This window comes from Pedobacter sp. D749, assembly GCF_019317285.1.
Taxonomy (GTDB): Bacteria; Bacteroidota; Bacteroidia; order Sphingobacteriales; family Sphingobacteriaceae; genus Pedobacter.
Genome location: NZ_CP079218.1, coordinates 5514258 through 5539075, shown reverse-complemented (window position 1 = coordinate 5539075; position 24818 = coordinate 5514258). Strand labels below are relative to the sequence as shown.

Sequence of the window (24818 nt, the reverse complement as noted above, 5' to 3'; positions counted from 1 at the left end):
TAAAACAAAGTAAAATTGTCATAGCGTATAAAGAATCAAATTTGCTTTTTCCAAGCTCACGACTAAAGGTCTGGCTGAATGAGGTAAGTTCTATAAATCCTTTCAGGCACCTGTTTCCAGACCTTAGGATAAATCGTTTTGAAATACCTTAACTTGTTTTCGGGGCCATCCAGTTTAGAGAGCAGTGTTATGTTGTTGAGATCTCTTATTGCATTTGGAAATAACAAATGACTAAAAAGTCGGTTTAATATTGGGTAATCATCACAGCCCTTTTCAAGTTCTTTGCGGGGTATTATCAATAGCCAGGAATCTTCCAGAGCCTCAAGATTGAATCCCTTAACTTCGTTTATCAGGCTTTCGTTAAAGTATACGCTACCAGATACTCCTAACCAAACATCACGTCTTGGCATCGGAAACTCAAGAATATATCCACTCACAAATCCCTGTAATACTAGAATAAAGCTATCTGAATAACCCAAAAAGCTACTTACGGAAATTTTATTACCAGTCGGAATCTCTGCAAAGATAGAATGCCTGAAAACATAACGCAATGCGTGGCGGTGGTTATTGTTTATAATTGGCAGAAAAAAATTGAGGAATAATTTAATTTCTTTTATTGATTTTATTTTCATTGTATTTAACCTATCTGTTAGCATGCTCAACAACTGCAAAAACAATTCTCTTCCCTTTGAATGTATATGGGGCTTTAAGTCAATTGATCTAAGTTCCTTATCTAGCGAAGGCGATAACATGACCATCGACAATTGAAACCTTGATTCTTTTCAGAATTACACCTAACTGGAAAATTTTGGTTAAAATCTGTAAATACACCCCATGATTCTACTACTTATTTACTTTCCGAAGTTTCTCTATACTATTAAGGAGAATGTCATTCGCGTCTTTTTCTATCAGCCCATCCCTGGCAAAATCACTAAGAATCCTACTCAAAGTCTCTGAAGCTATGCCAACAATATTTGCCAGATCAGTTCTGGGGAGACTGACACGAATTTTATCTGAAGAGTTCTTCCCCTGCTTTGCAAGTCTGATAATGGCAGCTGCCACCCGCTCTCGTACTGAGGCATGAGCAAGTGCCATTGCCTTTTCTTCCATATCCCTTACCGACTTTGCAAGTTTTTTAACAAAAACTCTTAGTATATCCGGATATTCAACTATAAGCTCATTAACATCTTTCAGCGGAATTGCGATAATTTCAGCGTCTGATATCGCCTTTGAGGTGTGAAAAGCATGAGAACCCAGAGCAAAATCCTGAAGTCCAAAATACTCCCCTGGTCCATAGATGTCGGTGATTAAGAGATTTCCTGAGCTATCTGAGATAAATGTCTTAACATTGCCAGATACCAGATAGTAAAGACCTGAATGATATTCCCCCTGATAATAAATAGTCTGGTTCTTTCTAAAGAAGCGAGCTTTCAGCCGGTCCAATTTCTCATCCAGCCAAAACATTTCGTTGCTAGATTTGATCATGCTTCTTTCCTGAAAATGCTGTTTTAAAAAAAGTTCTTGCTGAAATCTCTTTTTCTTTAACCTTACCTCCACCTGGTTCAAAAGTTCAGCATCATCAAAACTAGTTGACAGATAACCGTCTGCACCGATTTCCATTGCCCTGCGCAATGCGGTCTGATCCCCGGTTTCTAATAACATAATCAGCCCAATCCCTGCAGTATCCACAAATTTGTTTAGCATTCTCACAACGCCATACCCATCAATTCCATATAACTCAATTCCACAGATAATTAAGTCGATACGGTGGCTTTTAACTATCTCCATCGCTTGCTTTCCACTATCAGTTAATTCAACTACATACTTACTGAACAGTAGTATGTCTGAAATTTTGGACCTTAGCCCGGAATCTTTGAGAATAATCAATATCTTAGATCCTTCCATTCAATATTTTTTTTTATCTTTTGGACCGCCAATCACTTTGCGATATCGGTGATTGTTTATTACTGATCAAAACTACCTGATGAAGAGTTTTTTGCCGACGACAGCAAAGTTCCTTTGAATAGGCAAAACCCTAACAGAACTACTCTTTTCAGCATCAAAACAACTCACTTTAATAAGCCTGGCGTGATGATAGGGTTTCTTTAAAACGACTTCAGACAATCTAACATAGCAAGCCTACAATATGCACTTTTGATGTGAAAATTTGGGCATTTAACTCCGCTGAGAAGTGTCTTTGACGGGGTAGGCTAAAAATCGGAGTTAAAGAGTATCTGTCTATCTTGACTGGCGCGCATTTGATAACTTATTTTTTTTGATGTGGAGCTATTTTATTTAAACTATCCATTTGGTTAACTCAGTTTTAATGATAGTTATTCTCAAAGGTTGTCAATAAAAAACCAATATATATTGACTTATATCAAAGCAATTGTTGATAAAGGTCAATAACCTTAATAAATATAATCAAATACAGCTTACTAAATCGATTTCATTTAAATTAAAATAATGAAGCATAAATATTATTTTATCTTGAATATTGCACATTCCTGAGAACTGATCAGATTTTAAATACAATCAAGCCATTAAAAAATTCCTATTTAATGGAATCATGCGTAGCGGAAATCAGAAAAAAATGATGCAAAATTTTGAGAAATGATAAAGAAAATGATTATTGCCAGGTAATAATTAATAAATCGCTTAACAATCAAACTAATTAATATAAGACAAAAACTGAATTTGTCCAATAAGAAGGTAACTGATAACCGTTTTTGTATATATCATACAACGAATCAAACCGCTTACACCTGCCTAAAATCCTTAAGCATAAAGTCTAAAGCATTTTTGTGTATTTGATTATATATTTGCGGAGAGGGCGGGATTCGAACCCGCGGTACCTTGCAGTACACACGCTTTCCAAGCGTGCTCGATCGACCACTCTGACACCTCTCCGTGTTGGATTGCAAAAGTATATTTTTTATTGATAAAAAAAATGCTCCCGGTTAAAATCGGGAGCATTTTACATATGATGTTAGAAAAATTAATCTATAACTGTAATTTTTAACATATTGGTCTTTCCTTTTGCTTCCATCGGGATAGCAGCGGTATTGATTACAATATCGCCTTGTTTAACCATTTTTTTGCTTTTTAAGAATTCGTTTACCTCAATAATGGTGTTATCGGTGCTTTCCCACTTATCGTAGTAGAAACCTCTAACGCCCCAAAGCAAACTTACTGCATTTAATAAGGCCCTGTTACTGGTAAAAATAAAGGTTAAAGCCTCCGGACGGTGACTCGAAATTTCGAAAGCAGTATAACCGCTTAAAGTCATCGATACAATACCTACGGCATTGGTCTGTTTCGCTAAGAAACAAGCCGAATCGCAAATCGCATCGCTTAAGAAAGATGGTGATTTTGGTTTTAAAAACTTATCAGGGTTGAAAGGATAATTGTTTTGCTCAATGTTCTGGATAATTTTTTGCATGGTTTCGATAACGATCAGCGGGAATTCACCAACTGAAGTTTCGCCACTTAACATTACCGCATCAGCACCATCTAAAACAGAGTTAGCTACATCATTTACCTCTGCACGTGTTGGCCGAGGTGTAGTGATCATACTTTCTAACATCTGGGTAGCCACAATTACTGGTTTAGAAGCTGCTCTACATTTAGCAACAATCATTTTTTGTAACAATGGAACTTCTTCCATCGGACATTCAACACCTAAATCACCACGGGCAACCATAATACCATCAGAAACAGCGATAATTTCATCGATATTAGCGATAGCTTCCGGTTTTTCTATTTTAGCAATTACACGGGCAGTTTTGCCACGCTCTGCAATAATCTTTTTAAGTTCGATAATGTCTTCAGCCTTGCGCACAAAAGATAAACCGATCCATTCTACATCGTTTTCTAAAACAAATTCTAAGTTTTCACGGTCTTCTGGTGTTAATGAAGGGATAGAAACTTTAGTATTTGGCAGGTTTACACCTTTTCTTGAAGTTAAGATACCACCGTGAACGATTTCGCAAACAACTTCATCCTTTAAGTTGGTAGAAATTACTTTCATTTGAAGCTTTCCATCATCCAAAAGGATAATTTCGCCAGCCTGAACATCCTGAGGGAAGCTTTGGTATGTAATGTAAATCCGTTCTTCGTTACCGACACATTCGGTAGTGGTAATCACGGTAGTTTTACCATTAATCAGGTTAATCCCACCTTCTTTCACTAAACCAATACGGATTTTAGGGCCTTGTAAATCGGCAAGGATACCTACATTATATTCGTATTTTTTATTTAAATCGCGGATGGTATCCAAAACAGCCTGATGATCTGCTTGTGATCCGTGTGAAAAATTTAGACGGCAAACGTCTAAACCTGCATTAAACATACTATATAATACATCTGGTTTTGCTGATGCAGGCCCAAGCGTGGCAACAATTTTAGTTCTCGAATGAAAAGGTTTCATTTATTAATTGATTTTAGCAATGCAGTTTAAGAAAGCAAAATTATTATCTAAAATAATCAAACTGCATTAAATTTTATATATTTTGTTTTTTTGTTCTTTGTTTGTAACCGTCAAATATAGTGTATTTAATACACCATGTATATAATTTTTATATTACCAAATTCTCACGGCTTTTTAATTTAGCCGGATCTATCTTTGCAGCTACCTGTATATCAGGCAGTTTATTCAGTCCATTAATTAAATAATCCAAGTCTTCCTTATCAATAAATTCTTTAATAATAATAAAAAAATCAACTTTGCTCATCTCTGGAATTAGAAAACCATCGCTGCTTTTATTGCAAATTAAGTAGTATTCTACCTCACCTTGCTCTACAAAAAAGTAATATTTAGAGAAAGACCAGGCCGGTTCGTCGATATTAAAAAATATTTCGTGATCTTCTATTTTTTCAAATTGTGTATTTAACCGGGTATTAATTTTGTGGCAAAGCACATAGTCTTTTAGGGGTGCTGTGATCGCAATTAGTATAAAATCAAGGTCTAAGGTAAGTTTTAGGTAAGTCTTATTCAAAGCGAAATAAATTATTTACAGAACGAAATTAAAAAACTAATTCTATATTCGCTGTGTTATTGAGGTACCAAAATTACGTATCGAAATAAAAACATTTGAAAATTGTAAGAATTTATTTTTCTTTGCACAGAATTATTTAACCATTAAATTATAAAATTATGTCTGATATTGCTTCAAGAGTTAAGGCTATTATCGTAGAAAAACTAGGTGTTGACGAAAGCGAAGTTACGCCAGAGGCTTCATTCACCAACGATTTAGGTGCAGATTCTTTAGATACCGTAGAGTTGATTATGGAATTTGAAAAAGAATTCAATGTAGCTATTCCTGATGATCAGGCTGAAACCATCGGTACAGTTGGCCAGGCGATTGCTTATTTGGAAAAAAACGTTAAATAGAATTACGCTTTTTCAGTATAAATGGAATTAAAAAGAGTAGTAGTAACAGGGTTGGGTGCGCTCACTCCTATAGGCAATAATGTTCCCGATTTTTGGGAAGGATTGACTAACGGGGTGAGTGGCGCTGCTCCTATTAAGGGTTTTGACACTGAAAAGTTCAAGACCAAATTCGCATGTGAGGTTAAAAATTTTAATCCTGAAGACTTTCTGGAGAAAAAAGAAGCCCGCAAGCTAGATCCGTTTGTACAATATGCTCTTGTAGCAACAGATGAGGCTGTGAAAGATGGTGGTTTTGATTTTGAAAAATTAGATACCAATCGGATCGGAGTAATCTGGGGTGCAGGCATAGGTGGATTGAAAACTTTTTTGGATGAGATTTCGAATTTCGCCAAGGGAGATGGCACGCCAAGATACAATCCATTTTTTATCCCTAAAATGATCGTAGATATTGCTCCAGGGCATATCTCTATCAAATACGGCCTACGTGGGCCAAATTTTGCAACTGTTTCGGCATGTGCTTCTTCAACAAATGCAATGATAGATGCATTTAACTATATCCGTTTGGGTATGGCTGATGTAATTATCAGCGGTGGTTCTGAAGCAATCATCAATGAGGCAGGTATGGGTGGTTTTAATGCCATGCATGCATTATCAACACGTAACGAAGATCCGGCAACGGCATCGCGTCCTTTTGATAAAGACCGTGATGGCTTCGTAGCTGGTGAAGGTGCAGGAACCATTATTTTAGAAGAACTTGAACACGCAAAAGCAAGAGGCGCAAAAATTTATGCAGAACTTGTAGGCGGTGGAATGAGTGCAGATGCGAATCACATCACAGCACCTCATCCTGAAGGTTTGGGCGCTAGAATGGTAATGACTAATGCACTGAAAGATGCTGGTTTAACAACTGCTGATATAGATTATATCAATGTACACGGCACTTCTACTCCACTAGGTGATATTAGTGAAACCAAAGCCATTGGTACATTATTTGGTGAGGATGCTTATCGCTTAAACATTAGCTCAACCAAATCAATGACTGGTCACCTTTTGGGTGCCGCCGGAGCTATTGAGGCTATTGCAGCAATTCTTTCTGTTAAAAATGATATAGTTCCTCCAACAATCAATCACTTTACAGATGATCCTGCATTTGACCCTAAATTGAATTTTACTTTTAACAAAGCACAAAAACGTACTGTTAGAGCTGCTTTAAGTAATACATTCGGTTTTGGTGGCCATAATGCTTCTGTTATTTTCAAGAAATACGAAGATTAATTTAGAACAGCACTGCTATATAATTTTGTATGCTAATTAAAAATAGATAACTTAGTTAAATATGCTGATTAGCCGTTAATTGTGTTATTTATTTAATGCCGATATTAAAATTATATAAACTTTATCTCTCTCCTGAAAAGGAGTTTGTTAAAAAGCTGAAAAACATTTTAGGCTTTGTTCCAGGCAATGTTACGCTCTATAAAATGGCGTTCAGACATCGTTCTGCAGCAAAAATCCTAAAAAATGGAAGCAGGAGCAGCAACGAGCGCCTGGAATTTTTAGGCGACGCTGTTCTCGGCTCTGTAATAGCAGAGCTGCTTTTTAAACATTATCCCTATAAAGAAGAAGGTTTTTTAACCGAAATGCGCTCGAAGATTGTAAACCGGGCTAATTTAAATCAGTTGGCGAAAAAAATTGGTTTTGATAAACTTATCCAGTTTGATCAACGATCAGTGAGCATACAAACCAAACACAATTCGATGTTGGGCGATGCTTTTGAAGCCATTATAGGTGCCATTTATATGGATAAAGGGTACAATTTTACCAAAGAGTTTTTATTGCGCAGAATTGTAAAACCCCATATCGATATTCATACCCTGGAACTTACTGAAACCAATTTTAAAAGTAAATTAATTGAGTGGTGCCAACGCCATGGTAAGGATGTATTGTTCGAACTGGCTGAAAATGGTGAAGGCGAAAGTGCCAAACTATTTACCATTAGTGCGGTAGTAGAAGGCGAAAAAGTAGGTACCGGAAGAGATTACAACAAGAAAAACGCTGAAAAATTAGCAGCTGAAAAAGCTTGCGAAACATTGAGTATATAAAATTTCACTGGTTCACTTACCATTGGGTTAGCTGTTTACGATCTTAAACTTAATTGCTTTATTGCTGGGATTGTTAAATTGTTGGAAATAATCGATTAATTGTCGATACGGGTTAAAACTTCAGACCTCCGACACCGGACTTCGGACTTTATTCTATACACCCAAACGTCCAACTCAAAACTCAGGACTAATCCTTACTTTCCTTTTCCAAGCGTATCTGTAAATTTCTTTGAGGATTCTTTAATGTATTTAATATAATCGTAACTGTTCCAGTATTGCGCTTTATCAAATTCGGGCCGGCAGTTTAGCATGTACTTTTCTAAGGTATCGCCTCTTAATTCTGTATTGTTTTTAATAATGCTCTGGTTAAAATACACATCAATCTGCGATTGCTTGATTTCATTATCAGCATACCTGCCAAATCTCCGTGCATTTTTAGGATCGCTACCAAGGAGGTTATACAAAGCATTTAAGGGGCTAAATATGGCAGACAAAACCGTTGTTTTACCTCCGTTGTACACCCCCTTGTTTTTAAACTCCCGCTTAATTTCATCCAGATCCTGTTTTTTGGTATTTCCTCTGATGGTTACATCATCCAGGGTGGTGCTTCCTCTAACCAGATAAATAACCAGATCTTTTTCGCTGTTTACCACTACACGCTGATCGATCAGATCTCTTTTGATTACCAACAGCGTATCACCGATTCTCGCTTTTAACTGAAATAGACCAATATCATTGCTTCCTACACCTATTCCCGTCCGCAGGTTGGTAATTTCTGATAATGCAATTCTGATATTTGAGCCTTTTTCAATCACCACACCTTTCACAATAAAATCCTGCGCGTTTGCGAAGAAACTGACTGAGGTAAAAACGAAGAGTATAAAGGCAAATTTAAAATTTTTCATGGTGTGTTAATTTGTGTATTTCAAAGTATCGCTATATTTCTTAGCCGATTCTTTGATATATTTAACAGCATCGTAATTGCTCCAATTAAGAGTCATGCTACGTGTTGGGTAATAATCAAGCAAAAACTTGTCCAGATCTTTCCCGGTTAAGGAAGTATTATTCGACACCAAACTTTTATTAAAAAATTTGTCTACCTCGATCAAACTTAGTTCTTTTTTATAATAACGGTTAAAATTACGTGCTCTGGTTGGCGTTTTTCCAAAAAGCTCATAAAAAAAAGTTATTGGGTTACCACCGAAGGGATTTAATAAAATTAATGGCGGTTTACCGGCATAAAAAGAGCCGTTGTGCTTCAAATCGCGCTTAATATTTTCCATCTCCTGCTTCTTGGTCTGCCCTTTAACCGTAACCTCGTCTAGCATGGTACTTCCCCTGATCAGATAAACAACCAGGTCATCATTTGTTTTAACCACTATCTTTTGCTCATTCAGATTTCTTTTTTGAATAAACAGTGTATCTCCAATCCGGGCATTTAACTGAAATATGCCAATATCGTTACTGGTTGCACCCGTCTTACTGCGGATGTTCGTAATACTGGCCAGAGCAATCCGCACATTTGAACCTTTTTCGATTACTACACCTTTCAGCACAAAATCCTGTGCCGTGACGGCTAAGCCTTGCACTAAGATAATGAGTAACAGAATAGATTTTAAATATTTCATTTATTATAATGAGGTGTTTAAAGTATCTAAATACTGTTTTGCAGATCTTTTGATGTAATTAGCTGCATCGTAGGTGTTCCAGTTTTTAATCTGTTTATGCTTCGGTCTATAATCTAACATAAACTTATTCATTTGCTTTCCTGTTAAACTGGTGTTGTTTTTAACCAGACTAACATTGAAAAATCGGTCTATTTCTAACTCTTTTGTCTCGTTATCATAATAATGATCAAAACGTTTTGCATTTTTCCGTTCTGTGCTAAACAGCTCCATTATTGCAGCCAACGGGTAACGCACATAATAAAGCGGGTTTTTCTTTTTACCATAAAAATAAGTTTTCTTACGGTGTTCTAACCTAACAGCTGATAGGTTTTGTTGTTTGTTTTCTGCCTTAATTGTTACATCATCCAGCAGCATATCAGCCCTAACCAAGTTAATAACCAAATCCTGATTGCCAGGCACGACCACATAAATATTATCGAAATGCCTTTTTGTAATCAATAGGGTATCGCCTGGTTTGGCTTTTACCTGAAAGAACCCCATATCGTTACTTCCTACAGCTTGTTTATTATTAATATTGGTCACTACAGCTAAAGCAATACGGATCTGGGTTCCTTTTTCTAAAATAACTCCTTTAGCTGATGTAATTTGAGCGAGCGTTTTTTTAGGTAAAATGAACAATAGCAATGAAAGTGATAACATGATCAAAAATGCTTTCATATCTATAAGATATTTTTTGTAAAATTAACATTTGTTAACCTTGCAAACTGTTAAAGAAACGTTAATGCCTATGAGAAAATTATTGGCGGATTTTATCTACTGTATTCGGCAATAGTATTCTTTCTGCTCATGCTCATAGTTTGCCACATTTACGAGCAGAGGTTCTGCACCTTCTAGGTAACAGGCTCCTGCCAAAAACTACTCCTCATTGTACATAACCCGATCGGCTAGCTATCTGATGCAGCGGGAATCGCGATTTTTCATCGGTATAAAAGTGCAATGTCATTAAGTTAAGCCATTAGGCATAAGAAAATAATTTAACCACAGAGAGAAAGGATGCGCACAGATATGAAAATCCGTGTTTATCTATGCGCATCTGTGGCTAAAAACCCTTAACTTAATGAAATTGGGATAAAGCATAAAGCGGGGCTGCAATTCTCAAAGAAACACTAAACGCTGATTTTCTAAATAAAAAATGTTTTATTATACGAGCTATAGCTCTGCTCCTTTCCCATTATTATTTCTCCTTTCGGCTTAAAACCCTATCTTTGCGCATGATAAAATCCATGACAGGATACGGCTTAGCAACAGCCGATTATGCAAACGCAAAGTATAGTGTCGAAATCAAATCGCTCAACAGTAAATTTCTGGAGCTGAATTTAAAATATCCTAAAGCTTTTTCCGATAAAGAGTTGATCCTGCGCAACATCTGCAGTAAAGATATCGAAAGAGGAAAAGTAAGTTTAAGCATCAATGTAGAACGCACCAATGGTGAAGTTACAGGTGCGACCATCAATACCGCACTATTAAGTCATTACTACAAACAGCTTATTGCCGTTAACAACGAATTAGGGGCTGACAGCAGTAACTTATTGCAAACTGCATTAACTTTTCCTGATGTAATCAGTTACAAGGAAGAAAGTGTAAGTGAAGATGAGTGGAACAATTTATTTCAGATTTTCAACTCGGCTTTGGCCAATTTTAACAAATTCAGAGAAGATGAAGGCTCAGTTTTAAAAGCCGATTTAGAACTAAGAATTAAAAACATTCTTTCATATTTCAAATCAGTTGAGGAATTAGAACCTAAAAGGATTACTGCAATCCGCGATAAGTTTACTCAGTTTTTAGACGATGCGGTAGGCAAAGTAAATATCGATCAGAACCGTTTCGAGCAGGAATTGATTTATTACATCGATAAAATCGACATCACCGAAGAAAAAACACGTTTAAAAAGCCACTGCGATTATTTCTTACAAACTTTGGCAAGCAAAGAGGCAAATGGTAAAAAAATGGGGTTCATTTCTCAGGAAATTGGACGTGAGATTAATACTATGGGAGCAAAAGCAAATGATGCCCAAATGCAACAGTTTGTTGTAGGTATGAAAGAAGAATTAGAGAAGATAAAAGAACAGTTACTGAATGTGTTGTAGCGTTAGGCGGAAAGCGACAAGCGCTTAACGCCAGACGCCAATCGCAAAATTTTTAAAAATGCAAGGCAAATTAATCATATTTTCGGCACCATCAGGAGCAGGTAAAACCACTATAGTACATCATTTATTAACGAAATTTCCTGAGCTGAGCTTCTCTATTTCTGCGACTACCCGCGAATTGAGGGGTGCTGAAACACATGAAAACGATTATTATTTTATTAGCAAGGAAGAGTTTTTGCACAAAGTAGCCCGCCAGGAATTTGTGGAGTTTGAAGAGGTTTATAACGGAACTTTTTATGGCACTTTACGTTCAGAAATTGAGCGCATCTGGAATGATGGGAAACATGTAATTTTCGATATAGATGTAGAAGGCGGTATCCGTTTGAAAAGAAAATATGAAGAAGATGCTTTAGCCATTTTTGTTCAGCCACCCTCATTAGATGTTCTAAAAGAACGTTTAAGTGGTCGCGGAACAGATAGTCCGGAGAAATTACAGGAACGTTTTATTAAAGCTGAAAAAGAACTGCTTTATGCAGATAAGTTTGATGTGATTTTAAAAAATTACGATCTGAGTACAGCTTGTGCAGAAGCGGAGAAGTTGGTCGGAGATTTTTTGAAGAAATAGTTTTCTAAAGAAAGCAGAAATCTTTATATTTGAGTGATGACTGATATTCAATTATATAGCCAAATATCTTCATTGCCTTCAGACTTGAAGAAGCAAGTGTCTGATTTTGTCTCATCCCTAAAGAAAAAGTCGAAAGACAGTAAGAAACTGAAAGAAAGACAATTTGGCTATGCCAAAGATTTCTTTAAAATGACTGCTGATTTTGATGAACCATTAGAAGACTTTAAAGATTATATGTAATGCAGCTTCTATTGGACACGCATACATTTATCTGGTTTATAAATGGAGATTCATCTTTGCCAAATAAGATAATTGATGAAATCAAAAATCTAAAAAATCAATGTTTTATTAGTATTGTCAGTATTTGGGAAATTGCGATAAAATGCAAACTAAATAAGCTTTCTTTAAATGCAGACTTCGATAGAATTTTAGACTTTCTGGATCAAAATCAAATAGAAATATTGCCAATTTCATTTGATCATATTATTAAGCTGAATGAATTAGATTTTTATCATCGCGATCCATTTGATCGGATTATAATTGCTCAAGGCATGTCAGAAAACTTAACGATTTTAACAAAAGATCAAAACTTTAGCTTTTATAAGGTTAAAGCGCTTTGGTAAATCACAAACATGAAAACTGGTCTTTTCTTTGGTTCATATAACCCCATCCATACTGGGCATTTAATTATTGCCAATTATATGGCCAACCACACGGCGCTTGATGAAATATGGCTGGTGGTATCTCCCCATAACCCTTTGAAAGATAAAAGTGGTTTAACCAATATGTATGATCGCTTGGAAATGGCCAAACTGGCTACTGAAAATGCAGAACATATCCGCGTAAGTGATATTGAATTTGCATTGCCGCAGCCTTCATACACTATTGATACACTTACTTATCTCCATGAAAAATACCCCGAAAAAGAATTTGTGTTGATTATGGGTGCTGATAACCTCGTTTCATTTAAAAAATGGAAAAACTACGAGGTATTGTTAAAAAATTACCAAATTTATGTATACCCCCGTCCTGGAGCAAATGTTAGCGATTGGGAAAACCATCCTGCAATTACTTTTACCAATACACCTTTAATGGAAATATCCTCCACCTTTATCCGAAAGGCCATAAAGGAGAAAAAAAACGTTCAGTTTTTTCTTCCTGATAAAGTAATCGACTTCATAGAGGGTAAAGGAATGTACAAATAGCATCAATCTTTATTACCATAAATCAACAGGCTTACAACAAATTGTATTAAATCGATTACTTGGATTGGTTTTTGTTTGATTAGGCTTTAGATGATTAATTTAGCAGCTGATACAACAAAACACGTGAGAAAAAATTTATTTATATTTATTGCCCTTTTCGGCACTGCATTTTCTGTAAGTGCGCAACAAAAAACCTATTTAGAATTATTGGCCAACCAACCGAAATGGGTTGATTCGGTTTTTAACAGACTTAATCGCAGAGAGCGTATTGCGCAGATGTTCTTTGTCAGGGCGCATACCAATCTGGGGAAAAAATATACTGATTCTGTTGGTCAGGTAATTAAAAAAGAACAATTAGGCGGAGTGATCTTTTTTCAGGGAGGTCCTGGCCGACAGGTTTTAGCTACCAATGCTTATCAAAAACTGAGTAGGGTGCCATTAATTGTGGCAAATGATGGCGAATGGGGTTTGGGTATGCGTTTGGATAGTACCATTTCTTATCCTTATCAAATGACTTTGGGTGCCATTCAAAACAAAGAGTTATTGTATAAAATGGGTCTTGAAGTGGCTAAAGATTATAAGCGCATGGGGATGCAGATGAATTTAGCTCCTGATGCCGATATCAATAACAATCCTAAAAACCCCGTAATCAATTACCGTTCTTTCGGCGAAAACAAATATAACGTGGCCAATAAGGTTGCCGCTTATATGAAAGGTATGCAGGATGGAGGTTTATTAACCACATTGAAACATTTCCCTGGCCATGGCGATACTGATGTAGATTCGCATTATGATTTACCGCAGCTTACCTTCTCCGCTACACGCCTGGATACTTTAGAAATGTATCCTTTTAAAGAGCTGATTAAACAAGGTGCTTCGGGTGTCATGATTGCACACATGAATATCCCATCGTTAGATGCTACCCCAAATCTGCCTTCTACCCTATCCAAACCGATTGTAACGGGCATTTTGAAACAGAAATTAGGTTTTAAAGGGTTGATAATTTCGGATGCGATGGATATGAAAGGCGTTGTAAAATATTTTAAGAATGGTGAAGCTGATTTAATGGGCATTATTGCGGGTAACGATATCATAGAACTATCAGAAAATAGCGATAGAGCCATAAAACTGGTGCGTAAAGCTGTAAGACAGAATCGTGTAAGCATGGCTGAAATCGATCAGAGCGTACGTAAGATCTTAACTGCAAAATATTGGGCTGGATTAGCCAAGCGCGATACTGTTGTAACCCAGGGTGTTGTTGCAGGTATAAACCGCAACTCGAGCAACGCATTAGTACAGGAACTGGCCAATGCATCCGTAACGCTGTTAAAAGGTAAAGATTATATCAAACGCCTCATCCCGATCAGAAGAACGGCCATTATCAGCATTGGCGTGCCGTCGGTTACCACTTTCCAAAAAGAGGTTTCTAAAGGATATTACAACTCTGTTTATTATGTATTGGATAAAGATGCCAGTGCCACACAGATTTCGAACATTGCCCGTGAAATCGGCGCATTTGATCAGGTGATTGTAGGCATCCACGATAACAGATCAAGACCTGCTAATAACATGCCTCTAAATGCAGGCGTAAAGAATTTTATTAAAGAATTATCAGCTAAAAATGCTGTTTTTGCCTTGTTTGCAAATCCATATAACCTTGCTGGCTTATCTGGATTAGAAAATAGCAAAGGTTTAGTGGTAGCCTATCAGAAAGAAGATTTCATGCAGATTTCTGCAGCAGCCGTAATTAATAATAGGTTAGTACCAACAGGTAAATTACCAGTAAGTATTGCTCCATTTTATAAATTTGGTGAGGGGTTATAAAAGACCACAAAGACAAGAAGGCACAAGGAATTAGTATTTTGTCATTCTGAGCATAGCGAAGAATCTTTTACTACGGAAAACTATCTATCATGTTATAATTCTTTGGACTTACCTTTAAGCCTTTTCCCCAAAACAATTTCGCCTTCAAAACGATTATTTAATGATAAAACCTCAATATTATGATAGATCCAGAAGACGACAATTATTCAAACGATCCGAACGATGCTTTGCGCAGAGAAGACGACGTAGAAAATATCAACGAAATTAGTGGCGATGATACCAGTATTGAGCATGATAAAGATCTACTGGAGCAAGCTGACGAAGCTTCCAGAGCCTCTTATGAATTAAACCTCGATGATGAGGTAGACGAAGATGGGCTAAACGATTAACAATAAAGCCATCCAGATGTAAAATCGGGACGGCTTTATTAATTTTTAGATTTCGGTTTTATAGATCGGACTTAAGCCTTAAACCCTCTACTTAGCTTTCGCTTTATAAGTTTCAGGATTTACCGCCGTTGTGGTCCAGCCTTTTAAAAACGAAGTAATTTTTTTAACGTCATGTCCAACTTTCTTTTTGCCATTAGCCGCAACTTCATCCGTTTCTAAATAAGAAGAATTTTCAATATGCAATACTTTTCCTTTGCCGTCTAAAATTAAAAATACCGGGAAACCAAAACGTTGAGGGTAACCCAGGCTCGCCAAAACGCTTTCATTTTTATTCTCCGGGCTGTAATTAACCAAAACGGTTTCAAAATTATCGTTGATGTATTTTTTTAATGTAGTGGTGCTGTCAACCAGGTTATGGAACGCGATACACCAGGTACACCAATTTCCTCCAACCTGCAATAAAACATGTTTATTTTCTTTAGCCGCTTTTGCAACAGCCGCAGCAATTTCCGCCCTGGCATCGGCCTGTGGGTTATAAATATGAACGCCTTCTTTTTTCGCCTGACTAAATGCTGCAGTCGTAATTAATACTGCCGTGAACAGAATGATTAATCTTTTCATGATTTTTTAGAATAATAACAAAACAAATGTAATAAAGTCTAGTAATGTTATAGATCATTAGCAAATTCTTTACAGAGTGGAAACATTGGTCATTTTCTGTGCTGTTAGATGTTACCATCTGACAGACTACTCAATTAACAGTAAAAGGTAGCAACTCCATTGATTCAAAATTATTTCTTAAAGTGTCAGATAGAAATATCTGACACAACGACTATATCTGATATTCTCCATCAGCCGTCTCATTTTCCATCTTCCATTTTTACTTATCTTTACCTTGTAATGGATTTTTTAGACATACATACCCACAAAGTTGCCACCCAGTCTGGGGTAATCAGCATTCAAAGTTTGTCGTTAACCAGCGATATCTTTTTAGCGATGCCTAAAACCAAGCCAATTTCTGTTGGACTTCATCCCTGGTTTGCGAAAATTGATCACCTGGAACTGCAGATGAAATATCTAAACGTTGTAGCCAATCAAACAAATGTAAAACAGATTGGAGAGTGCGGTTTAGATCGGCTAAGGGGAGAAAATCTGGAAAATCAACTTATTATTTTGGAAAAGCAGATTGAATTGGCAGAAAAAATCAATAAACCCCTGATTTTACACTGTGTTAAATGCTTTTCAGAGTTAATTGCCATTAAAGAACGATTAAAAGTTAAAGTGCCGATGATTATCCATGGTTTCAACAAAAATGAGCAACTTGGCAAACAATTATTAGATAAAGGATTCCTTTTATCTTTTGGAATCGCCGCTTTAAAAGAGAATTCTGGTGCAGCTAAACTGATTCAAAGTACCAATAATTTTTTCCTGGAAACAGATGATGCTGATATTTCGATTAAAGAAATTTACAAGGCCGCAGCCATTTTAAAAAAATGTACAGTTGATGAACTTAAAGCTCGTATTTTTGCAGACTGGAACAACTTAAAAAGTTAACCATTGAGATAGAAACCACGTGAGAAAATATTTCCGCGTTAATCCTTGTCTCCGTGACAAAATGTAGTAAAAAACTAACCACAGATTAGCAAAGATCAATACAGGCAAAACCCAAAATCTGTGTTCATCCTTTTCATCTGTGGCTAATATAAAAATTGATATGTCTGATGTTAGCTGGCTTTCACGCTCTGCCCTCCTTCTTGGGAATGATGGAATAGATAAACTCCAATCGAAACATGTTTTGGTAATCGGTTTAGGTGGAGTGGGTTCTTTTGCTGCCGAATTTATTTGCCGCTCAGGAATTGGAGAAATGACTATTGTTGATGGTGACGTGGTAGATCCAACCAACCGGAACAGACAGCTACCCGCTTTGGCAACCAATCATGGTGTAAGTAAAGCGGCAATTATGCAGGAACGTTTACTGGCTATTAACCCTGAATTAAAGCTTCATGTGGTAAATACCTTCCTAACACCCGAAAAGTGCAGGGAAATTTTAGAATCAAAATTCGATTACATTATGGATTGTATTGATAGTGTGATGCCTAAAATTACTTTATTGGGAACTGCATTGGAAAAAAACATCCCAATCGTGAGTTCTATGGGTGCTGGTGGTAAAATGGATCCGACACGATTGAGAATTACACTTCTTCCTGATACTTATCAATGTGTATTCGCAAGTTATGTACGCAAAAGGTTGAATAAACTTCCTAATGCAGGAAAAATAAAGGCAGTTTTTTCTACAGAAGAAATGGATAAAAATTCTATGATCATGACAGATGGAAGTAATTTCAAACGTTCTGCTTATGGCACAGTTTCTTATCTGCCCGCAGCATTTGGTGGTGCATGTGCATCGGTGGTGATCCGCGATTTGCTCGGCCTACCCATCGAAATGGCCGAACGTCCGGCAAGGATCAGTCATAAAACACTTAATAAAAGGAAAAATAAAAAATCCAACTAGAAGTTAATTGTTGATACCCTGATTTCGTGCAGATTTTAAATTGTTGTAAGTTAGGGTAAAATAATAATGAGTCTATAGTAGCCACCCCGCCCTATGGGCACTCCATAAAATCCAAAGCAAAAAATGCAAAGCAAAACTAACACTCCAGCCGATTTAGGCATTCAGCATTCCCCTCTCCCAGAGGGGTGTCCGCAGGACGGGGTGTTAAAAAAGAAGTTGCAAACTGAAATTGTAGTAAACGGCACAACCTTAAGCACAACACCCATTATTGATTTACCTTATCAACCCCGACTAAAAGAACGAGCAAAAGCACTTCGGCAAGCTGGAAATTTACCAGAAGTCTTATTTTGGATGCAGGTGACTAAAAAGCGATTTCATAAAATAGATTTTGACAGGCAGCGTATAATCGGAAATTATATCGTTGATTTTTATATCAAGCGGCTTGGCTTAGTAATAGAAATTGATGGCTGTAGTCACGATGACAAACAAGTTTATGATAAATTGAGAGAAGAATATTTAATTCATTAGGATTAAAAATATATCGGATTACAGTTGATGATGTGATGAAACAAATGGATTATGTAATCATGGGCTTGGAAGAGTATATTGTTAAAGAATATGGAAAGCAACTATCCTAAACACTAATTAAAAGAGATTAAACCACCCCGCCCTATGGGCACCCCTCCAAAGAAGGGGAATTAGAAAAACTATATGCCCCAACCCCTCAAAATTCTTCAAGCCTCCGCAGGTTCTGGTAAAACGTTCAGTTTAACTGCACATTACCTTACGCTGCTTTTCAGCGGCGACAATAAATACCGCGAAATTTTAGCGGTAACCTTTACCAATAAGGCCACGGAGGAAATGAAAACCAGGATTCTGGAAGTATTGTTAGGGTTGGCAAAGGGTAATCCATCAAAAAAAATTGAAGATTATCGGAAAATCATTTTACTCGCCTATCCGATATTAAATCCTCAGGAACTGCAGTTTAAAGCAGATAAAATTTACCGTAAAATTTTACACGATTACAGCCGTTTTTCGGTGAGCACCATTGATGGTTTTGTGCAAAAAGTAATCCGGGGTTTTGCCTTCGAACTGGGCCTTAATGCCGATTATAATTTAGAAATGAATTATGATAAGGTGAAAGATGATCTTGTAAATAAACTGGATGAAGCTTTAGACCATAACAAACAGCTTTTGCAATGGATTATCGATCTGGCCATCGAACGCATCAGCGATAATAAAAGCTGGAATTATAAATTTGAACTCTATAACCTGATCGGCGAAATATTTTCGGAACGTTTCCAGATTTTTGAAGATGCAGTTAGCGCGTTAGGTTTAGAAAACATCGACGAATTATTTAAAAAATACATTAGTATTACCAAGGCAGAAATCAAGAACTTCGAAGAGGAACTGGTTTCACTGGCAACAGAAGCCAACGAAGCTTTAAATGTAATCGGGGTAGAAACTGAACACCTAAAAGGAAAATCGAGAAGTCCACTAGCTAAAATTATTCTAGTTGCCAGAGGCGATTTCTCGAAGATTGAACCACTTTTCAATTTAATTGATGAGCCCGAAGAATGGTTTCAAAAAAATGCAAATTTTCCTGAAGCTTATGATACGGTAAATCCGATACTGCAAAAGTTAAAAGCGCATTATTTAAAGCATTTACCGAACTACAGTTTGGCTATCGCTTTTAATAAAAACCTCTATTATTTAAGGTTGATGCAGGAAATTGCTGTGTTATTGAAAGAATACCGGGCCGAAAATGATAACCTGCTGATCAGTGATGCACAAAAACTGATTTCGGGAATTACAGAAGATGCCGGCGACAATCCCTCTTTTATCTGGGAGAAAGTTGGTAACCGCTACCGTAATTTTTTATTCGACGAGTTTCAGGATACCTCTACAAGCCAATGGGGAAGTTTTAAATCACTCTTGACCAATGCAATGGCTACGCCTAGTCAGGATTTAATCGATCACTTGATTGTTGGCGACACAAAACAGTCTATTTACCGCTGGCGCAATGGAGATTGGAACATTCTTCATAAACATGCCAGGTTAGATGTTGGTGCTGAAAATGTATTGGAAGAAAGTTTAGAAGAGAATTACCGGAGTTCTGAAAACGTCATCACTTTCAATAATTTTCTTTATAAGGCTATCCCATTAACGTTGCAGAACGAACTGAACGAAAACCTCGCTACCAAACCCGAAAGCATTTCCAAATGGTGGCAAGAACAGCACTACCAACAAATTATTACCGATATTTACAGTGGCTCTACCCAAAACTTTGCTACCAATACCTTAAAAGGAGGAACCATTAAGATTAAAAAGTTTGGTAAAGATCATGCACCTCATGAAGCCCGGTTTACAGAAACTGTTTTTAGAGATATAGCCTTAGATGATATTGTTGAAGAAATAAATTACCTCAAAAACGAACAGCAGTATGCGCTAAAAGATATTGCCATTTTGGTTCGTTCGAACAGCGAAGCTTTATTAACTGTTAAAAAATTAATGGAACATAGCTTGCCAGTTTTGTCTGGCGATGCATTATTGATTTCTAACAACTCTGCCATACAGCTCATTATTAATACTTTAAAAGTACTTATTGGTTTAGAAGCACAAACAGCATTATATAAAGCCAACTGTATTGCACTTTATCATTCGCTGCACGAAAAAGAGATTGATGCCAATTATTACTTTAACCTTAGCAATAAACCTTTAAGTACACTTACCACTGTTTTACCGGTTGAGCTATGCGAAAACTGGCAAAGTTGGTTACAACTTCCACTTCCCGAGCTTGTAGAGATATTAATTGAAAGTTATGGATTGAAAAACTTAACTGCCAATCTTCCCTACCTGCTGGCATTTAGAGATCTGACTGCCTCTGCTGCAAAACTTGGCGAAAAAGGCATCATTTCATTTTTAACCTGGTGGGAAGAAGACGGTATTAAAAAATCATTACCATCGCCTGAAGGTGCCGATGCGATACAGATTATTACTATCCACAAATCGAAAGGTTTAGCTTTTAGGGCTGTTTTTGTTCCTTTTTGTAATTGGGAGATCAAAGGCAAACCCAATAGCACTTTTTGGGTTTCATCGGAAGAAACAGTTTATAAAGAATTGAAAGGTATCCCTTTAAAATACAACGAAGCATTGGCCGATTCGGCAATTGCAAAGGCATATTACGAAGAACTTCTTTATAATAATATGGATGCCCTTAACATGCTTTATGTGGCTACCACACGATCAAAAGATTACCTTTACATTGCTACAATGACCAAAAAGGAATTGAAATTATCCAATATGGGTGATGTAATCAATTTCACTTTTGATGAGCAGTTTGATGAAAACGGCGTGTACGAAATTGCAGAACCTGTAACTATTGAAAGTAAGACAGAAGATTCGAATTTCATCAACTTAACTAGTTATCCAACCACAACCCGTTTATCGGAACTCTATGTTCCCTCAGCAGAAAAACATTTAAAACACCTGGTTAACATTGAAAAATCAGGCCGAAAGGGGTCCTTATTACACGATATTCTAGCCAGTGCAAGTAATACAAATGAAGTAGAAGATTACACGACAAACCTGGTTTTACAGGGCATTATCAAAGAAGAAGAAAAGCAGAAATTAACCGATTCAGCACTGGAAGTATTGAACAATCCAGAACTGCAGGCCATTTTTGCTAACGCAAGCGAAAGCATTGTAGAAAAAAATATTATTGATGCCAATGGTAAACTGCACCGTCCTGACCGGGTATTAATTAACGCCAATGAAGTAATAATCATCGATTATAAATTTACTTTGGAAGAAAGTGATAAACACATTGAACAGGTAAATAATTACAGAACCTTACTTAGTGAAATGGGGTATCAGAATATCAAAACCTATATTTTCTACGCAGTTAAAGGCAAATTGAAATTAGTATAATATGCAGATGAAACCATTTTTACAGGAAGTTGCCGAAGATTTAGTTACCCGGTTTGGAAATCAACTGGAAAGCTGCGCCATTGTTTTTAACAACAAACGTCCATCTGCGTATTTGCAGAAACACTTTGCTGATATCATCGGAAAACCATTTTTCAGTCCGTCATTTTTTACCATACAGGATTTTTTTGCCAATTCTACCAGTTATAAAATAGCCGATTTTTACCTGCAGTTTTTTACCCTTCATAGAATTTATAACCAACTGCTCGCAGAAGAGAAGCTGGAAAACATATCAAGTCACAAATTTTTTCCTTTAGCAAAGATCATCTTAAGTGATTTTAATCAGATTGATGCTGATCTGGTTGATGCTGAAAAATTATACCGCGATCTGGAAGATATATCGGTTATAAACAAGGATTTCGATTATTTAAGTTCCGAACAATATGAGTTTCTTTCCCAGTTCTGGACTTCCTATTCAGAAGGAAAACATAAAAAACAACAGGAGCTTTTCATCAAGATGTGGCGAAGGATGCCCAAACTTTACCATAAATTCCACGCAACGCTCAAAGAACAGGGATATTTAACTAATGGTTCCGTTTACCGCCATCTGGCTGATGATATTACGAATCACCAGGAATTTATTTCGAATTTCGATAAAGGTAAGATCATTTTTGTTGGGTTTAATGCATTAAGCAGGGCCGAGGCTAAAATATTTACCCAGCTACAAGATGCTGAAAAGGCATTATTTTATTTTGATGCCGATCCCTATTATTTAGATGATGTTTCGCAGGAAGCAGGTTTGTTTTTACGTAAAGACATCAACCAGCTTGGATTGAAAAATGAATTTGCAGGACAGGAAAGTTTAATGAAATCTGTCCCACACCAGGTCAATGTTTTTAAGGTACAGGGACAATCTGCACAGGCCAAGATCCTGAATAATATTTTATCAGAAGATTATACAGCAGCTGAAACTGTTGGAAAAACAGTAGTAGTTTTAGCAGATGAAAGCCTGCTGATCCCCACGCTGCAAACGATTCCAACTAACCTGAATGGAAAAGAAATCGACCTCAACGTAACCATGGGTTTTGCTTTATCAACCTCAAGTATCTTTGGTTTAGTTGATTTATGGTTAGGGAGTCAGTTAGAAATTTTACAGCGGGACAAAATAAGTTATAAAAATATAGAAGCTTTTTTAACGCATCCTTTAACGGGTCTTACCCAGAAAATGCGTGATAAAATTTTAACCGCACTATTGGAAGAAAACAAGGTAGAGATCGATCATAAACGCCTGTTAAGACAAAGCGGACTATTTGAAACTTTTTATAAGAAAATCGATGATCCGCAGCATGTGGTTACTAATTTACTGGATGTGCTGGATTATGTATTATCCCGGTTATCAAATGCCAAAACACTTAAAAAAATCGATGCGGAACTGTTTGTAAAAACCATACAGGAGTTAAACCGTTTACACGATACCTTTAGCAACCATATCGGAAAAGAGGAAATCCCTTTTGTAATTTATCTCGTTCAAAAATCGCTTCAGGCCATTGCAGTGCCGCTTTCAGGCGATCCGCTAAATGGCATTCAGGTGATGGGACTGCTTGAAACCCGGAATTTAAACTTTGATAAGGTGGTAATTTTAGGTTTTAATGAAGGTATTATTCCAAAATCATCCATTGGCAATAGTTTTATTCCCGATTCTATACGTCGTGTTTACGGCCTGCCGGTTCTTGAAAATCTTGATGCCATTTCCTCATACATGGTGTACCGTCTATTACAACGGGCAAAGAATATCAATTTTGTCTATAACAGCTTAACCGACGAATCTACCTCGGGTGAAGCCAGCAGAATTTTAAAGCAGCTTGAGTATGAAAGCGGCTTCGATTTTGCCTATAGTGAACTTAATCTGGAGGTAAAAACCGAAGCCTTTAAAGAAGTTCGCATCGAAAAAACTAATAATGCTTTTATCCAGGAAACCCTCCAAAAGTATCTCGACAAAAAGAAAGTGCTTTCGCCTTCGGCACTCACTCAATACATTTCCAACCCAATAGATTTCTTTTTCAATTACATCGCTGGGATTAAAGAACCTAAAGAGATTAGTGCAGTGGTAGAAGCCAACGAAATTGGTTCGATCCTGCACAAAGTGATGGAGTATTTTTACGAGGATTTAAGGTCTGCTGAAATTACTGCCGAACGTATTAAAGAGAAGCGCAAACAGATTCCTCATCTGATACAAAAAGCCTTTAATGTTGTGATGTTCAAAAATCCAGATATGATAATGGAATACAAAGGCATGCAAAAGGTTATTATATCTATTGTAGATGCGTATGTGAATATCATTTTAAATCAGGATGAAGCGCAAAGCCCTTTTAATATTATTAGTTTAGAACAAAAGGTAGAGGCTGAAATCAGTTTTCCGTTAAGAGGGAATGAAGCCAGCGTTAAAATTTTTGGCTTTATCGATCGTGTTGATGTTAAAGACCGTGTTACTAAAATTATTGATTATAAAACCGGTAGTGACAAGTTAACTTTTAAAGATATTCCAGAGTTATTCAACTCTGACGGCAAACATATTAATAAAGCGTTGATCCAAACTTTATTATACACTTATGCTTACGAACAATTTTCGGGCAAAAGTTTTGTAGAACCAAATTTATATGTAGTAAAAACCATGAGCGCAGATGGCGTTTGGTTTAAATCTGGCAGGCAAAATCTATCCGGAACCTTTTTAGAAGAAATCAAACCAGAATTCCTTGCCGAATTAAGAAAAAAACTGACCGAACTTTTTGAAGCCCCCTATTTTGTGGCCAGCGCAGTTGAGGATAACTACAAATACTCTATTTATAAAACCTTGTTTGGGAAATAGTTTCAACCGCAAAGAAATAAAGTAAATTGCAAAGAGTGCTATTGCTTAGTAAAATAACCACAGCGCACACAAAGTAAGCCACAGAGTAAAAGAGCTGGATTGAGAAATATCAACTTTATATCCTCAGTGAAATCTCCGTGTGCTCTGTGGTAAGACAAAAATTTGTGTCCTTCGCGAAAAACTTTGCGTGCTTTGCGGTTAATC

23 protein-coding genes and 1 tRNA gene are annotated in these 24818 nt (G+C 36.7%); 15 read left to right on the top strand and 9 right to left on the bottom strand.

Going from position 1 to position 24818, the window contains the following annotated elements; genetic code table 11:
- Positions 1 to 62 precede the first annotated feature (62 nt).
- The 5 genes from KYH19_RS22820 to KYH19_RS22800 form a co-directional block, all read right to left on the bottom strand.
- Positions 63 to 632 (bottom strand): hypothetical protein, encoded by a 570-nt coding sequence (locus KYH19_RS22820; protein ID WP_219076900.1) that lies wholly within the window; start codon positions 630 to 632, stop codon positions 63 to 65.
- A gap of 211 nt (positions 633 to 843) precedes the next feature.
- Positions 844 to 1905, bottom strand: coding sequence for a helix-turn-helix domain-containing protein (locus KYH19_RS22815; RefSeq protein WP_219076899.1), 1062 nt, complete (start codon positions 1903 to 1905; stop codon positions 844 to 846).
- A gap of 920 nt (positions 1906 to 2825) precedes the next feature.
- A tRNA-Ser gene (locus KYH19_RS22810) sits at positions 2826 to 2910 on the bottom strand.
- 88 nt (positions 2911 to 2998) lie between these two features.
- Positions 2999 to 4429 (bottom strand): pyruvate kinase, encoded by a 1431-nt coding sequence (gene pyk, locus KYH19_RS22805; protein WP_132398107.1) that lies wholly within the window; start codon positions 4427 to 4429, stop codon positions 2999 to 3001.
- A 148-nt stretch (positions 4430 to 4577) separates the two neighbouring features.
- A complete protein-coding gene (locus tag KYH19_RS22800) occupies positions 4578 to 4997 on the bottom strand; it encodes an IPExxxVDY family protein (RefSeq protein WP_219076898.1) in 420 nt (139 codons plus the stop codon).
- A 158-nt stretch (positions 4998 to 5155) separates the two neighbouring features.
- Between KYH19_RS22800 and KYH19_RS22795 the strand changes: the two genes are divergently transcribed.
- The 3 genes from KYH19_RS22795 (at position 5156) to rnc (ending at position 7491) form a co-directional block, all read left to right on the top strand.
- Positions 5156 to 5392: an acyl carrier protein gene (locus KYH19_RS22795; RefSeq protein WP_008508386.1), complete on the top strand. Its 237-nt coding sequence runs from the start codon at positions 5156 to 5158 to the stop codon at positions 5390 to 5392.
- A gap of 21 nt (positions 5393 to 5413) precedes the next feature.
- Positions 5414 to 6667 carry a beta-ketoacyl-ACP synthase II gene (fabF, locus tag KYH19_RS22790; protein WP_121287478.1) on the top strand — a complete coding sequence of 418 codons (1254 nt, stop codon included), beginning with the start codon at positions 5414 to 5416 and terminating at the stop codon, positions 6665 to 6667.
- 95 nt (positions 6668 to 6762) lie between these two features.
- Positions 6763 to 7491 carry a ribonuclease III gene (gene rnc / locus KYH19_RS22785; RefSeq protein ID WP_121287475.1) on the top strand — a complete coding sequence of 243 codons (729 nt, stop codon included), beginning with the start codon at positions 6763 to 6765 and terminating at the stop codon, positions 7489 to 7491.
- Between the two features lie 194 nt (positions 7492 to 7685).
- On the opposite strand, the gene KYH19_RS22780 is transcribed toward rnc, so the two are convergent.
- Genes KYH19_RS22780 through KYH19_RS22770 form a run of 3 tightly spaced genes read right to left on the bottom strand, consistent with a single transcriptional unit; the run spans position 7686 to position 9836 of the window.
- Complete coding sequence (locus KYH19_RS22780; RefSeq protein ID WP_219076897.1) at positions 7686 to 8396, bottom strand: hypothetical protein; 711 nt, start codon at positions 8394 to 8396, stop codon at positions 7686 to 7688.
- A 6-nt stretch (positions 8397 to 8402) separates the two neighbouring features.
- Positions 8403 to 9119: a hypothetical protein gene (locus tag KYH19_RS22775; protein ID WP_219076896.1), complete on the bottom strand. Its 717-nt coding sequence runs from the start codon at positions 9117 to 9119 to the stop codon at positions 8403 to 8405.
- Between the two features lie 3 nt (positions 9120 to 9122).
- Positions 9123 to 9836: a hypothetical protein gene (locus tag KYH19_RS22770; RefSeq protein WP_219076895.1), complete on the bottom strand. Its 714-nt coding sequence runs from the start codon at positions 9834 to 9836 to the stop codon at positions 9123 to 9125.
- A 566-nt stretch (positions 9837 to 10402) separates the two neighbouring features.
- On the opposite strand from KYH19_RS22770, the gene KYH19_RS22765 reads away from it, so the two are divergent.
- The 7 genes from KYH19_RS22765 to KYH19_RS22735 all read left to right on the top strand — a co-directional run bounded on the left by KYH19_RS22765 (position 10403) and on the right by KYH19_RS22735 (position 15309).
- A complete protein-coding gene (locus KYH19_RS22765; protein WP_121287467.1) occupies positions 10403 to 11266 on the top strand; it encodes a YicC/YloC family endoribonuclease in 864 nt (287 codons plus the stop codon).
- A 58-nt stretch (positions 11267 to 11324) separates the two neighbouring features.
- Positions 11325 to 11891: a guanylate kinase gene (gene gmk, locus KYH19_RS22760; RefSeq protein WP_121287465.1), complete on the top strand. Its 567-nt coding sequence runs from the start codon at positions 11325 to 11327 to the stop codon at positions 11889 to 11891.
- 36 nt (positions 11892 to 11927) lie between these two features.
- On the top strand, positions 11928 to 12131 hold the full coding sequence (locus tag KYH19_RS22755) for a DUF2281 domain-containing protein (RefSeq protein WP_132398097.1): 204 nt from the start codon (positions 11928 to 11930) through the stop codon (positions 12129 to 12131).
- Positions 12131 to 12514 (top strand): type II toxin-antitoxin system VapC family toxin, encoded by a 384-nt coding sequence (locus KYH19_RS22750; RefSeq protein ID WP_219076894.1) that lies wholly within the window; start codon positions 12131 to 12133, stop codon positions 12512 to 12514. Before KYH19_RS22755 ends, KYH19_RS22750 begins: the two co-directional genes overlap by 1 nt.
- A 9-nt stretch (positions 12515 to 12523) precedes the next feature.
- A complete protein-coding gene (gene nadD, locus KYH19_RS22745) occupies positions 12524 to 13096 on the top strand; it encodes a nicotinate (nicotinamide) nucleotide adenylyltransferase (RefSeq protein ID WP_219076893.1) in 573 nt (190 codons plus the stop codon).
- Between the two features lie 123 nt (positions 13097 to 13219).
- Positions 13220 to 14920: a glycoside hydrolase family 3 protein gene (locus KYH19_RS22740; protein WP_370630267.1), complete on the top strand. Its 1701-nt coding sequence runs from the start codon at positions 13220 to 13222 to the stop codon at positions 14918 to 14920.
- Between the two features lie 179 nt (positions 14921 to 15099).
- Positions 15100 to 15309 carry a hypothetical protein gene (locus tag KYH19_RS22735; protein ID WP_219076891.1) on the top strand — a complete coding sequence of 70 codons (210 nt, stop codon included), beginning with the start codon at positions 15100 to 15102 and terminating at the stop codon, positions 15307 to 15309.
- A gap of 87 nt (positions 15310 to 15396) precedes the next feature.
- Here the strand turns inward: KYH19_RS22735 and KYH19_RS22730 are convergent, their stop codons facing one another.
- Positions 15397 to 15930, bottom strand: a complete 534-nt coding sequence (locus tag KYH19_RS22730) for a thioredoxin family protein (protein WP_219076890.1) — start codon at positions 15928 to 15930, stop codon at positions 15397 to 15399.
- Between the two features lie 279 nt (positions 15931 to 16209).
- Between KYH19_RS22730 and KYH19_RS22725 the strand changes: the two genes are divergently transcribed.
- The 5 genes from KYH19_RS22725 (at position 16210) to KYH19_RS22705 (ending at position 24614) form a co-directional block, all read left to right on the top strand.
- Complete coding sequence (locus KYH19_RS22725; protein WP_219076889.1) at positions 16210 to 16863, top strand: TatD family hydrolase; 654 nt, start codon at positions 16210 to 16212, stop codon at positions 16861 to 16863.
- A 160-nt stretch (positions 16864 to 17023) separates the two neighbouring features.
- Positions 17024 to 17821 carry a ThiF family adenylyltransferase gene (locus tag KYH19_RS22720; protein WP_219076888.1) on the top strand — a complete coding sequence of 266 codons (798 nt, stop codon included), beginning with the start codon at positions 17024 to 17026 and terminating at the stop codon, positions 17819 to 17821.
- A 123-nt stretch (positions 17822 to 17944) separates the two neighbouring features.
- The gene (locus KYH19_RS22715) at positions 17945 to 18349 is read left to right on the top strand and encodes an endonuclease domain-containing protein (protein ID WP_219076887.1); all 405 of its coding nucleotides are present in this window, start codon (positions 17945 to 17947) and stop codon (positions 18347 to 18349) included.
- A 183-nt stretch (positions 18350 to 18532) separates the two neighbouring features.
- Positions 18533 to 21751, top strand: coding sequence for an exodeoxyribonuclease V subunit beta (locus KYH19_RS22710; protein ID WP_219076886.1), 3219 nt, complete (start codon positions 18533 to 18535; stop codon positions 21749 to 21751).
- A 7-nt stretch (positions 21752 to 21758) separates the two neighbouring features.
- Positions 21759 to 24614: a PD-(D/E)XK nuclease family protein gene (locus KYH19_RS22705; RefSeq protein ID WP_219076885.1), complete on the top strand. Its 2856-nt coding sequence runs from the start codon at positions 21759 to 21761 to the stop codon at positions 24612 to 24614.
- The last annotated feature ends 204 nt before the right edge of the window (positions 24615 to 24818 follow it).